The organism is Acetomicrobium sp. (assembly GCF_059026225.1).
The window spans coordinates 481,925-494,703 of record NZ_JBWQOQ010000002.1 but is presented as its reverse complement, the minus strand read 5'-3'; the positions used below and the strand labels follow the sequence as shown (position 1 = coordinate 494,703).

Below are 12,779 nucleotides of genomic sequence, written 5' to 3'. Positions count from 1 at the left end.
ACACAATAACAAAAGGCACAAGGCCGGGGTTTGGGTTCTCCAGCGAGGGAGGCTCAAACCCCGGCCTTTATTTGCAAGATCTTCGCGGCAGGGATGATCTTAATCTGAGATAACTTCACTTAAATTACTCGTGACATCTTGACCTCGAAATCGTCAAAAGACTCCAATAGCTCCTTGCTGAAGTTTGGTGCTCATGTAGTAAAAATATACTACAAATTTCCTACAGATATTTCACGCAGTAGGCTAACTTCGTTAATTTGCACTATATTTTATTTCTTGCTATCATTCAATATGAGAGGTAGGGCAAGATTTGAAGTGTTTCTCAAAACCACGGCAGGTTACGTAAACGTTGAGCAGAAGCTAGAATTACTATACTTTCGCAAGATTTACAATGCAAGAGAGGTGGCAGTGCACTATTTTGGTCCAACGAGGAGGCCAGAGACATCCGAAGCACCCTTCAGATCACAAGGAATCTGTGAGCCATTTTTATCAATCCCTCCGCAACCTCTGCAAAAGCATCACGGATTTCCACACTTTATAGGGCTACGCAGGATTCGTGTGTTGTTTAATCTCCGTCAACTGCTGGGTGGGATTTGTTATACAAAGCTTCTCGTTTAATATTAAATATAAGTTGGATAAAAGCAGTATATCCTTTATATAACCGTCCACTGGCTTCATGCGACACGGAAGCAAGGCCGAAAGTTTAATATGCCTACGGCGCAAGCAGTTTGTCAACGGTATTTTGTTAGAGCGCATTGCTGCGGTCATTGAATCAAGCAAGGAGGTGGTCAACAGTTAAAACGATACTGTTGTAGTGATTGTGGTTCGTTTATTGTTAGTCAGTACTCATGACAAGCAAGTGGCAAGGAAACGGGGTACCATTGAACCTCGAAAGGAAGGTGTTATTATTGTCAAACCATGGAAATCGCGTTATTAGAAGTATCGTGGTTATATTGGTTGGGATTCTTTTTGCGTTCAATCCAGCAGCGTTTGCACAACAAAAGACTCCAATTGCGATTGGCTCTATTTGGGACTTAGTGGGATTCGGGGGCGAGATTGGTCAATGTGCTTACCGAGGTGCTCAGCTTGCAGTAGAGCTAGCAAACAATGCTGGTGGAATCGAGGGCCGGAAGATTGAGTACATCAATATTGATGGCCAAAGTGAACTGGACGTCATTGCGGGAGCAGCTAAAAGGCTTACACAGGAACTGAACGTCGTGGCTGGAGTGGGTAGTGAAGATGACTCACTCACATCAGCATCAGGTCCTGTGTTCCAGGCTGAAAAATGTGTATTCCTCACAGGTACGGCAACTACCCCTACTCAGCCTAATATAGGAGAGTATATATTCATGCCTGCTTATGGTGACCACTTTCAAGGCACTGCGGTAGCCAAGTTCATAGTGGATGAACTTGGATGGAGAAAAGTGGCAGTGCTCTGGGATGCAGGAAGTGCATACAGTACATATCTGTCCAACGTATTTATGGCTGCTTTTAAATACTACACAGGCGATCCAAACGCTGTGGTTGTTTCTGAATCATATATGACTGGCGACCTGGTGTTCACTGCTCAGCTTACCCGTATAAAGGCCAGTGAGGACGAACTCGACGGTATAGTGACATTACCACCCGAACCGCAGGATGCTCCGGTGTATGCAAAACAAGCCAGAAATCTAGGCATCAAGCTTCCCTTCTTCTTCACAGACGGAGCTGACGACATTAGCCTTGTTGAGGTGGGAGGTAGTGCAGTGGAAGGAGCTTACGTATCCACTCAATTCGCAGGCGATTACCCAATTACCGAAAATGGCAAAGAATTTGTGAAGAACTACACGGCTAAGTACAAAGAAGAACCTGGCTGCTTCGAGGCTGTGGGATATGACAGTATTCGCCTTGTACTTGAATCTATTGAGACTATCATCGAGGAACAGGGAGAAGCGAAGTGGGAAGCGATGACTCTGGCTCAGAAGCGCAATTCCATTCGTGATATGCTTCAGGATAAGCCAATGTTTGAAACCACAACTCTTCCTATATCGTATCCTGACCCCGAAACTGCTATCTACCCGCGTTGTCCTGATAAACCAGTGGTATTTAAGAAGGTTCAGGACGGTCGACTTCGCTATGTGGCACACATGGAATTCTCGGCTTTCTCAGGTGATCTGGAAGCAATACTCAAAACAATGGGCATAAAGTAACTCGCCCGAGGTAAATGGTGTATTGTTGCATAATAGTGGGGACATCGGAGCTAACTTCGGCTCCGTGTCCCACTTACATTAAGCAGTAAGGGGGCAGTTGGCCACATGAACTTGTTACAGGTAACTGAGCTCACTAAGCGTTTTGGAGGACTTACGGCAGTTTCGGATTTTGACTTATGCTTGAAAGAGGGCGAACTGGTAGGTCTGATAGGCCCCAATGGAGCAGGAAAGACCACGGTTTTCAACCTCATGACCGGAATTCTTAAGCCGGATAAGGGCAGTGTTATCTTTCGCGGAGAAAATCTAGCGGGTAAGCCTCCTCATGTATCATCCAATAAAGGCCTTGTGCGAACATTTCAAAATATTCGATTGATGTCCGGTATGACGGTGGTTGAGAATCTCAAGCCTGCGTTTCACCATCGGCTCCATTACTCCCTAATCGATTCCATGCTGGGTACATCAAAGTTCAATAAGGCCGAGGCTAAAGTTGAAGATACGATTGCTGATATCCTTGAGAGACTGGATATAACTGAGTACGCACAAGAGGACGTTTCCGATCTACCTTACGGAATTCAACGAAAAGTAGATATAGCCAGAGTTCTATGTGTGAATCCAAAAGTTTTGCTACTGGACGAACCTACAGCAGGGCTTAACCCCAAAGAAGTGGACGAGGTAGTGAAGATTATCCGGTATCTACATGAAGGCCTCAACTTAAGTCTTGTGATAATAGAACACAACATGCGAGTTATTATGACCATATGTAGCAGGATTGTAGTAATGCACGAGGGAAGCGTTATTGCTGAAGGCACACCCAGTGAGATTCAGAACAATCCTGACGTCGCCAGGGTCTATTTGGGCAGCAAGAGAGTACATCAAGCTGCTGTAGGTAAGAGGTGATAAGCTGTGTTGCTTGAACTGGATAACGTAGCCACAGGCTATGGGAAAGCACAAGTTCTAAAGGACATATGTCTGAATGTTTGCCAAGGCGAGATCGTTGCATTGCTCGGAGCAAATGGAGCAGGTAAAAGCACTGTACTTCGCTGCATTGCAGGCATGATTCAGCCCTGGGAAGGAAGCATAAAGTTTGAGGATACCGACACCCAGGACCTGCCGCCCTATGCTCTTGTGGCTATGGGGATATCGTATTGTCCTGAAGGACGCAATGTATTTGCAAACCTCACTGTATTTGAGAATCTCAAGATAGGAGCCTACCTCATAAATGACACGGAACAATTTGAGGCTCGTCTCGAATGGGTCTACGAGTTATTTCCCAGACTGAAGGAACGCAGGAACCAGTTGTCGGCTTCATTAAGTGGAGGGGAACAGCAAATGCTTGCCATTGGAAGATCGCTTATGTCCAATCCCAAGCTGCTGATGCTTGATGAGCCGTCTCTGGGGGTAGCTCCTATACTTGTTGAGGCAATATATGACAGGATAGAGGAAATCAATACTTCAGGTACGTCCATTCTCCTAGTTGAGCAGAATGTGAGCCTTGCTTTAGAAGTGGCAAACCGTGCCTATGTACTCGAAAAAGGCGTGATTTGCCTTGAAGGCACATGCGATGAATTGCGTGATAATGAGCATGTGAAAGCCTCTTACCTGGGGATAGCGTGAGGAGTGATCACTATGGGATTGTATATTACACAACAGTTGGTAAATGCCGTTTCGTATGGTAGCATACTTGGTCTGTTGGCAGTTGGATACACAATGATATATGGAATACTCGGATTAATTAACTTCGCACATGGCGAAGTCTTCATGATTGGAGCTTTTGTGTGTTATCTAGCCACCTCAGTATATTCAATGCCATTAATTTATGGGGCTGCCTTGGCATTATTGGCAAGCACCGGCGTGGGGCTCCTTCTACAGAGATATGTATATCGCCCTGTTATAAAGAGGAAGGCGCCTTTATTGACTGTTTTTATTGCTTCATTTGCAGCGTCGATAGGTCTCCGTCATATTATGATGATGTTTTATACTGATAAGCGTCGCGCATTTCCTATTCCACAAATATTTGAAAAGATGTTTCTCGTAGGAGGCGTAGCTATTGGCCTGCGCGACATTCTAATTTTCGTGGTGACCATTGTCATAATGTCCGTTCTAACCTACTTCATACGCTACTCTAAGGTGGGTATAGGCATGCGTGCTGTATCCTACGATAGAAGTACCGCGGAGCTTGTAGGCGTGAACAGCAGCAAGGTGACTATCGTCGCTTTCGTAATTGGCTCTGCTCTGGCAGGCCTTTCAGGGCTGGCATATGGATTGAGCTTCGGCATTGTAAACCCAAGCATGGGCGTTACTCCCGGGTTAACAGCCTTTATTGCTGCAGTGTTAGGCGGAATTGGCAATGTGACTGGGGCGATGATTGGAGGGTTTATCATAGGAATTGGTGAGGTGTTATTTGTTGCACTGTTGCCGGCATCTTTATCACCCCTTCGTCCTCTGTTCGTGTGGATTTTGCTATTCGTGATTCTCTTTACCAAACCAAGCGGACTCTTTAAGCCCAACGTCAAGTTTGAGGAGATATGGGAATGACATATGTAAACTCAAATAATAGTAAGGTGCGGAGGATTTGGAAAATACTAATACTTACCACCATTGCCGTTGGCTTGCTGGTTCTCGCTAACACAAAACTTAGAGGCTTCTATCTTGGTGTTTTCCTACTTTTTGGAATAAATGCCATGGCTTGCATAGGTGTCAGTATTACTAACAGTTATGCTAATATATTTTCTTTAGGTTTTGGCGGCATAATGCTCGTGGCAGCGTATACATGCGCCCTCCTTACTCTTCCGATAGATTATAAAACATCCGTGCTCACCCTGCCTTTATGGCTTGAGAATCTACAGGTACCTTTTGGTTTGGCACTGGTGGTTTCGGGGATTGTGGCAGTACTATCTAGCATTGTGCTGGTATTGCCCGCATTCAGATTGCGAGGCCACTACTTCGTTCTTGCATCAATGGGCATCAATATAGTAATGGCCAATCTTGCAATTAACCTGCGCTCATATACGCATGGCCCATTGGGCCTGCGCAACATTCCGTTTCACACAAACGTGTGGTGGGTGTACGGATTACTGGCTCTAACCGTGTTCTTTGTGTCGAGGTTCAAGTGGTCTAAATTTGGCAGAGCGCTGATTTCCATAGGCAAGGATCAGACTCTTGCAGCTACTTTAGGCATAAACGTAGTCAGATACAAGATATATGCTTTCGTAATAGGCAGCTTTATCGTAGGAATTTCCGGGGCATTGTGGGTACATTACACCGGCTCCATGCACCCTAATGTATTCGATTTAAACTTTGTATTCAATATAATTGCCATGCTTGCAATTGGTGGTAGCTCGTCAATTACAGGAGCGCTTTTTGGTGCAGCGATAATAACCTTCTTTACCCATCTAGCCCGACCGATCCAAGAAGGTTTTGTCTTCCTTGGATTTAACGTGCCTCCCTTGATTGGCCTTATACAAGTGCTTATGGCAGTTATGGTCATTCTTATCATGATTTTCTTGCCTGATGGGTTGTTCGGTTCTGGTAAGATTTCACTCAGCTCAATAAAGCGCCTATTTGCCACTCCGCAAGTAGGGAAAGAAAGGAAAGAAGAGAAAGCATGAAGGTTCTTCGTCAAGATAAGAAGATAAGGGGAAACTTGGATGCCAGGAAAATCATCGAAGGGGCTACGCTATATTTATCAGTGTTTACTCATGGAGCGCATCTAGCATTGGTAGATCTTCATGCTGTCATGGATAATGGCGAGGTGTGCGGAGCTTATGGAAAGAGACAAGTCATGACAAAATTGGACTAGAGCGCTAGGACATATGCATCAGAGGACCTAAAACGATTGATTATAGTAACGTCATAAAGCACAGACAATAGTCTGGAAGTGAATTTCTTATGATTACGAAAAAAGGCAAAATACTTGCCGGTTTGCTTGGATTATGCATTGGAGATGCACTCGGTGTGCCTGTGGAGTTTCAATCCAGGGAAAAGCTTAGAAGAAATCCTGTCAAAGACATGATAGGATACGGGACCCACGATCAGCCGCCGGGCACGTGGTCAGACGACAGCTCTCTTGCCTTTTGTTTAGCCGAATCGCTTTGCAATGGCTTTGACCTTCGGGATATCGCTGATAAATTCGTTAAATGGATGTACGAGGGATACTGGACGCCGTGGGGCAAGGCTTTTGACGTTGGCCGCACGACTCAAATTGCCATCTCCTGCTTAAAGAAAGGAGTTGATCCCCTAGAAGCTGGACCTACGGATGAACGCAGCAACGGCAACGGGTCGCTCATGAGAATCTTGCCGTTGATATTTTATGTAGAGAAAATGGATAAAGAAGAGCAATTTGAAATCACTCACCAGGTCTCGCGCATAACACACGGACATATAAGATCGCAAATGGCATGCGGAATATACGTTCAATTTGGGATAAATTTGTTTAATGGCGACGCTCCTGAAGCAGCTTACGAGAAGATGAAAGATGCCGTTTTGAAATATTATTCTAAAGAGCCATACATTGAGGAATTGAGTCATTTTAGCAGAATTCTTGCATCCGATATCTCGAAATTGCCAATTGATTCCATAAAATCGAGCGGCTACGTCGTAGGTTCGCTGGAGGCTTGTCTGTGGTGCTTTCTCAATAACGATTCCTACAAAGATACTGTCATAACCGCAGTAAATCTGGGTGGGGACACGGACACCATTGGCGCCCTTGCCGGCGGATTGGCCGGCATATACTGCGGATATGAAGGCATTCCCAAGGAATGGGTACAGAAGATCGCTAAAGTAGATGAAATAATCAAGCTGGGAGAAAGGCTGTATGAGGCGATTTATGGAATATAGTAGAGCCCCTTGACTTCGTGCATTCGAGGCTATACTTAAGTTCTCTTTCGGTACATTTAGATACGCTACGAATGTTAATTGAAATGTCAGCCCAAAATAATAAAAATTGGCACTAGAAAGAAGGACAATATTATGAGGTTGGATGGTTACTCCCAGTCTAAAAAATGGAATGTTGTGGGCGTACAAATAATTTCACAGCGCGAAAGCAAATTATGTGGGTATAATGATATTAATCTTTCAAACCAGTGTTGGAGCTTTTTTGAAAGTGAATTCCCAGAAGGCATATATCGCCATCAATAAGAAGGTAATAGAGAAGTTTTTGATCAAGTTCAAAGGAACTCATTTGAGCCGAAAGTTACTGCAGACCACGTCAGCAAAAAGCACCAAAAACGCTTCTCCCGTAGAGGATATCAGCCTCGCATAACCTCACGTGAAGATCCCTGACTAATGTGTAGGGACAATTTTGTACGCTCTTCTTTTAACGACAATCCAATAGTGGTGCAGATTTCGTCAGGAGACGACTTGCCCTATCTTGACTAAGTAAAAAGACCCGTATGAATTGGATGGCTGGTAGATAAAGTACATAGACACCTAGATTAGATCTACACATTTGAAAATGGTCATTTTCAAATGTGTAGATCTAATATGTTATTTTTCATGAAGGTAGATGTTTTTTTATTCCCTGCCAGAGCGATAGGAATGTTAATCCAATGACAATTAGAGAAATCGGGCTCGTCAGCATGCTATGAATAAGACCCGAGACACTGCCGTGAACTAGAGACATAGCACGGGCCAGTTCTCCTTCAGCCATGCTTCCCAAAACTAGTCCTAACACAAGAGGCTCCCTGGGTACATCGAACTCCTTCATCAGGTAGCCCAGCATCCCGATGGCTAGCATGATCCACACTTCCACAGTGGACATGTTAACTGCATAAGAGCCCATTACGGCCAAGCCGATCACAAGAGGTCCAAGGATAGAGGCTGGCGTTTCAATTAAACGGGCGCAGTAACGAGCGATGAAAAGGCCCACAGGTACAAAGACGAGATTCGATACAAACAAGCTCAGGATGAAGCAGTAGACAATGGCACTATTTTCAATAAAGAGAGCCGGCCCAGGCTTGAGTCCATGGATCATCAGGCCTCCCAAGAGAACCGCCGAGACGGCGTTTCCTGGTACTCCAAGCGTCAGAGCGGGGACAAGCGATCCACCAACAACAGCGTTGTTCGCCGTTTCAGAAGCAATGACCCCTTCCGGTGAACCCTTTCCAAACATACTGGGATTCTTTGAGAAGCGTTTGGCATCATCGTAGGCAACAAAGCTCGCGATACTGCAGCCAGCGCCCGGAATGATCCCCACGATGATGCCAATGACCGTTGCCCGAAATAAAAGTATTTTATGCTTGAAGATCTCCATCATCTGCGTGAAAACTCCACGACCCACGCTCCAGGACTGTTTCACTTTTTCCTGCTTGCTCTCCAAGATCGAGATGACCTCAGGAATGGAGTAAAGACCAATCAACGCCACCACCAGGGGTAGGCCATCATAAAGCTCGGCAATTCCTAAAGTGAAACGCACATCCCCAGTAAGAGGGTGCATGCCAACAATGCTGAGAAAAAGGCCAAGGCATCCTGAAATCAGTCCCTTAACCATATTCCGTTCGGAAAGAGAAGCAATGACGCTCACTCCAAAGATTGCCAGGAGAAAGTATTCCTGGGCTCCGAACTTAAGGGCAAACTCTGCAAGAGGGGGCGCCAGGAAGAGAAGAGCAAAGATGCTTAAAAAACCACCCACGGCGGAAGCTGCGGTGGCCAAGGCAATCGCTCTGCCCGATTCTCCCTTTTGTGTCATCGGATAGCCATCCAACATGGTGCAGCAGTTAGCCGGGGTTCCAGGGATATTCAGCAGGATAGCACTTATCGCCCCAGCGTAGGTGGAAGAGCAGTAAATTGCCCCCAAAAGTGCTAAGCCCATGGCCGGGCTCATGCCGAAAGTCACTGGCACAAGCAAAGCAACACCCATGGTGCTTGTCAATCCAGGTAGAGCACCGATAACAATGCCAAATACAGTGCCTGCCATGATAAGAAATAGGGTCATAGGGTCTAAGAGCAGAAGCCCGCCTTTTATGATACCTGAGAATAGAACTTCCATAAGGGTATCCCCCCTTCCTTTGCTGTTAGCTGAACAGCGCTAGAAAAGCATGCCTTCTGGCAGATGAAGCCCCAGGAATCGGACAAAAAGAGCGTAAATCACTACCAAAAAAATCATAGAGGTCCCCAGCATGACAAAGAGCCGGTGTCTACCGAAAAGGGTCATAGTGCCCACCAAAAAAAGTATCGTACTTGTGAAGTAACCTATCACTGGGATCAAGGCCACATAGAGAGCCGCAATGAAAAAAACCAAGAATGGCACCTTTTGACTTGCCCAGAAAGAACTTCTCTCTTGATCCGTTTCTCCCATTTCAGGTTGCCTAGGCCTAGAGCGCAGCGTTTGCACCAACAGGATAAGTGAGAGCGCCAACATAGTCGCCGTCAGGAAACGGGGAAATTGCGACGACTCTTTTGCGTAAGAGAAAGAACAAATTACCAGAAGAGCACAAATTAACGTGACTAAAATGGAAAAACCCAATTCTTTTTTATAGGAGTTTTTTACCATTTAGATCAGAATTCCTCCCACTCTTATTTTTCGTCGAACAGCGATTTGTACTGCTCCACCAAAGTAGTCATTTCCTTAACGAGGGCCGTGGATTCCTTTGAATCCATGAAACGAATTACAAGCCCGAGAGATTCAGCCTGCTCAAGAAATTCGGGAGATTCAGCTACCGCTTTGAAGGCCTTTTCCAAAACCGCGATCTGTTCAGCCTTCACATCTTTCGGCGCGGCAACGCCTCGTGCGGCCATTCCAATCGATGGAATTGAAACGCCGAAGGCTTCCTCAGCTATTGGCGTGTCAGGGATAACATCCATCTTGGCCGAATAGAACAACACCAAGGGGCGCAAGCGCCCTCCTTCGATGTGAGGCATAGCAGAGCTCAGGGTTGTCGCAGCTAAGTCAACCTTCTTGCCGAGGACTGCTGTCAAGGCTGGCCCCGATCCGCTGTAAGAGATAAAGTTGGTGGAGATTCCAAGTAGCTTCGCGGCCACAAGATGCTGAAGCTGCACATTACTCTCAGGACCGTCACCAGCAACATTCAACTTTTTCGGATTAGACTTTGCATAATCGACAATATCCTGAGCCGTCTTAAACTGACTCTCCTTTTCCACAACCCAGATAATGGGGTCCACCTGGAAGTTGCAAATGTACTGGAAATCATCGAGATCGAAAGGTACATTCTCTCTGAGGCTCTTGATTAGAATCATTGACGGCAGAGTGGTGGCTCCAATGGTGTAACCATCGGGTCTAGCTTTCGAGAGTGCCGTCCACCCGATTTGTCCCCCTGCTCCAGGCTTGTTCTCCACAATTAAGGTCTCACCCAGAAAAGGTGTGATGTACTTCGCGACGAGGCGAAGCAAAACATCATTACCGCCACCAGGAGAAAAGGGAACGATGGCGACGATTGGCTTTGTGGGATAATCGGCTGCCGAGGCCCTCACGGGCACGACGGCTGCAAACAAAGCAACAAATGCAACAAGTACAAGAAGCGCTCCAAAAAATTTCTTCTGTCCGTTCATCATGATTCCTCCTCTGTTTTTTTGGTTTACCTGAAGCCTGTATATTAAAAAATCACTCGAGGGCCGTCGATCACGAGGGTCCCATCAATTTCAACACGAGGATCCCACATAATCAGGTCGTAGTGGCAAGGAGCCTTCGTGTCGCCTCCCAGGGTGATGTTTGTCCCAATACCGATATGAGCTGTCCCCACAACCCCTTCATCTTCCAACATGATGCCGCACATCCTGCACTTCGGGTTGAGCCCGATCCCCAATTCAGCAATATTGAAGCTATTTTTGTCATTGTGGCTCTCGAGATCCCGGCGAAGTATATCAGCTTGGCGCCCGCCGCTAATCTTAGTGATAAAACCATCCTTAACATCGACAATTACGGGCTCGTCAAGCAATCCGATGCCAAGATAAGGAATGCTGGCATCGGCCACGATTCGACCGTTTGCCGTTCCCTCGATGGGCGATACATTAGCCTCCACGGTGGGCACTGTTGAAAACTCTCCAGGCTCGACAATGCAGTAGAGGGCGTTTCCCCGACGTCCCGTAATGTCCATCGTGAGATCTGTCCCCCCAGGGGAGGTAAGATGAACCCGTTTACCGCAGGTAAAGCTGTGGGCAACGAATCTGCAGATTGGCTTCAACTCGCGAAAATCGGCCTCGATCCCACCATGTATGAGCATCTCTTCCGTGAAATCGGTCATGACCAAGATGCGCGCCCCTTTTGCAGCAGCTTCCTTCACTGCATAGGTGTGGGTGACCGAGTAACTAACAGGTAGCAAAACCACATCTGCATGTTTCATCCCCTCGGCGATTATCTTCGGAGGTTCCTGCCCAGCTTTTTCTCTCGGCGTCATGACTCCTAAAGTCACCTCAGCCCCTCGCTCCATGGCGGCAGCAGCTAAGACCTGTCCAATCCCCTCCTGAAACATATCTGTTACGATAAAGACATTTTCGCCCTCCTTAACTGAGACACACACATCAAGGATAGTCCGCGCCCCCTTGAACATCATTGCCTCCTTCATCCGCAATAGCCATCGCTCCTTTTCAGAAAGATTTAACCCTTATACCCATCAGAACGCCATTGAAATAAAAGTCCTTGCCTCGAAATTTGTATTATAATACTATTATAATACTATTAGGTCAAGTAGTTTATTGCTCTATAATCTTTAGCGTGGGAAATTTAGCCGGAAAAATATAATGGCAGCAATAATCAACCATGCTCTTTAAAATAATAAACTTCTATAACTATTACGAAGACCAGGGGTATAATATCAACAGATCCTTGGAGCACGAAAGGACGGTACGAAATGAAAAGAAAGAAAAACAAAACCCGAGGAGATAAAATATCTTTGCCTTTGGAGCAACAGAGACGCCTCTCTCAACAAGTATCAAGGCTTCTACTTGAGGAGATTCGCTCAGGCGCATTTCAGCCAGGAGACCGCCTTCCAACAGAAACAGACCTTGCCGAGCAGTACGGGATCAGTAGAACCGTCATCCGCGAGGCCCTGGCGAGCCTTAAGGATGATGGTATTTTGGAATCTAAACAGGGAAGAGGGATATTCGTCAAGGACCCTAGCGAACGCAGGGCTTTCCGTCTTTCAGATGTTTTTGAAAGCATATCCCACGCAGAGGTCAACCATCTTTATGAAATGAGAGCTATACTCGAAGCCGAGGCTGCTGGATTGGCAGCCTTGAGGCATACACAGGAGGACATTGACGCAATTAAAAGTGCGTTCAACGAGATGGTGGAAGCAGTCGAAGTCGGCAGCTCTGGAGAAGAAGCCCACCTTCGATACAACGAGGCTATTGCTCAGGCAAGCCATAATCCGGTCTTATCGAGCTTCCTCTGCTTTCTGCACGGCAGACTACGATCTCTTGCGCGGGAACTGAGGCTAAACACAATGATGGATCCTTCCCGGGCAAGGTTAGTTTTGTCCGAACACAAGGCTATATTGGAGGGAATCCTCTCCAGGGAACCCGAGAAGGCCCGAGCCGCGACTCTCACCCACCTGAGAAACGCTGCCCAACGGGCCAACCTGGAGATTTACGCTCCTTAAGCGAGGTCTTATGAGCATTTGGATGGCCCTATGGCTT

Annotated in this window: 13 protein-coding genes; 9 read left to right on the top strand and 4 right to left on the bottom strand. The window is 46.4% G+C overall.

The genetic code is table 11. The features are described 5' to 3' along the window. The first annotated feature begins 881 nt into the window (after nt 1-881). From AC5SXE_RS03510 to AC5SXE_RS03475, 8 genes are all read left to right on the top strand, one after another. A complete protein-coding gene (locus AC5SXE_RS03510) occupies nt 882-2,189 on the top strand; it encodes an ABC transporter substrate-binding protein (protein ID WP_493916630.1) in 1,308 nt (435 codons plus the stop codon). A gap of 105 nt (nt 2,190-2,294) precedes the next feature. Beyond that, a complete protein-coding gene (locus AC5SXE_RS03505) occupies nt 2,295-3,086 on the top strand; it encodes an ABC transporter ATP-binding protein (RefSeq protein ID WP_493916629.1) in 792 nt (263 codons plus the stop codon). Nucleotides 3,087-3,092: 6 nt separating this feature from the next. Further along, nucleotides 3,093-3,803, top strand: coding sequence for an ABC transporter ATP-binding protein (locus tag AC5SXE_RS03500; protein ID WP_493916628.1), 711 nt, complete (start codon nt 3,093-3,095; stop codon nt 3,801-3,803). A gap of 12 nt (nt 3,804-3,815) precedes the next feature. Beyond that, the gene (locus AC5SXE_RS03495) at nt 3,816-4,724 is read left to right on the top strand and encodes a branched-chain amino acid ABC transporter permease (RefSeq protein WP_493916627.1); all 909 of its coding nucleotides are present in this window, start codon (nt 3,816-3,818) and stop codon (nt 4,722-4,724) included. Continuing rightward, nucleotides 4,721-5,797, top strand: coding sequence for a branched-chain amino acid ABC transporter permease (locus tag AC5SXE_RS03490; RefSeq protein WP_493916626.1), 1,077 nt, complete (start codon nt 4,721-4,723; stop codon nt 5,795-5,797). Before AC5SXE_RS03495 ends, AC5SXE_RS03490 begins: the two co-directional genes overlap by 4 nt. After that, entirely contained in the window at nt 5,794-5,988 is a 195-nt protein-coding gene (locus AC5SXE_RS03485; RefSeq protein WP_493916625.1) for an acetamidase/formamidase family protein, read from the top strand. The genes AC5SXE_RS03490 and AC5SXE_RS03485 overlap by 4 nt, the downstream gene beginning before the upstream one ends. A gap of 89 nt (nt 5,989-6,077) precedes the next feature. Then, nucleotides 6,078-7,025: an ADP-ribosylglycohydrolase family protein gene (locus tag AC5SXE_RS03480; RefSeq protein ID WP_493916624.1), complete on the top strand. Its 948-nt coding sequence runs from the start codon at nt 6,078-6,080 to the stop codon at nt 7,023-7,025. Between the two features lie 265 nt (nt 7,026-7,290). Then, entirely contained in the window at nt 7,291-7,449 is a 159-nt protein-coding gene (locus tag AC5SXE_RS03475; protein WP_493916623.1) for a hypothetical protein, read from the top strand. 231 nt (nt 7,450-7,680) lie between these two features. Here the strand turns inward: AC5SXE_RS03475 and AC5SXE_RS03470 are convergent, their stop codons facing one another. The 4 genes from AC5SXE_RS03470 to AC5SXE_RS03455 are packed head-to-tail and all read right to left on the bottom strand — an operon-like array spanning nt 7,681 to nt 11,695. Next, the gene (locus AC5SXE_RS03470) at nt 7,681-9,174 is read right to left on the bottom strand and encodes a tripartite tricarboxylate transporter permease (protein WP_493916622.1); all 1,494 of its coding nucleotides are present in this window, start codon (nt 9,172-9,174) and stop codon (nt 7,681-7,683) included. Between the two features lie 39 nt (nt 9,175-9,213). Then, entirely contained in the window at nt 9,214-9,678 is a 465-nt protein-coding gene (locus AC5SXE_RS03465; RefSeq protein ID WP_493916621.1) for a tripartite tricarboxylate transporter TctB family protein, read from the bottom strand. A 23-nt stretch (nt 9,679-9,701) separates the two neighbouring features. Continuing rightward, the gene (locus AC5SXE_RS03460) at nt 9,702-10,694 is read right to left on the bottom strand and encodes a Bug family tripartite tricarboxylate transporter substrate binding protein (protein WP_493916620.1); all 993 of its coding nucleotides are present in this window, start codon (nt 10,692-10,694) and stop codon (nt 9,702-9,704) included. 44 nt (nt 10,695-10,738) lie between these two features. Beyond that, nucleotides 10,739-11,695 carry an aminopeptidase gene (locus AC5SXE_RS03455; RefSeq protein ID WP_493916619.1) on the bottom strand — a complete coding sequence of 319 codons (957 nt, stop codon included), beginning with the start codon at nt 11,693-11,695 and terminating at the stop codon, nt 10,739-10,741. 297 nt (nt 11,696-11,992) lie between these two features. Here AC5SXE_RS03455 and AC5SXE_RS03450 point away from each other — a divergent pair, with 297 nt between their 5' ends. Continuing rightward, nucleotides 11,993-12,742 carry a FadR/GntR family transcriptional regulator gene (locus tag AC5SXE_RS03450; RefSeq protein ID WP_493916618.1) on the top strand — a complete coding sequence of 250 codons (750 nt, stop codon included), beginning with the start codon at nt 11,993-11,995 and terminating at the stop codon, nt 12,740-12,742. Nucleotides 12,743-12,779 lie beyond the last annotated feature (37 nt).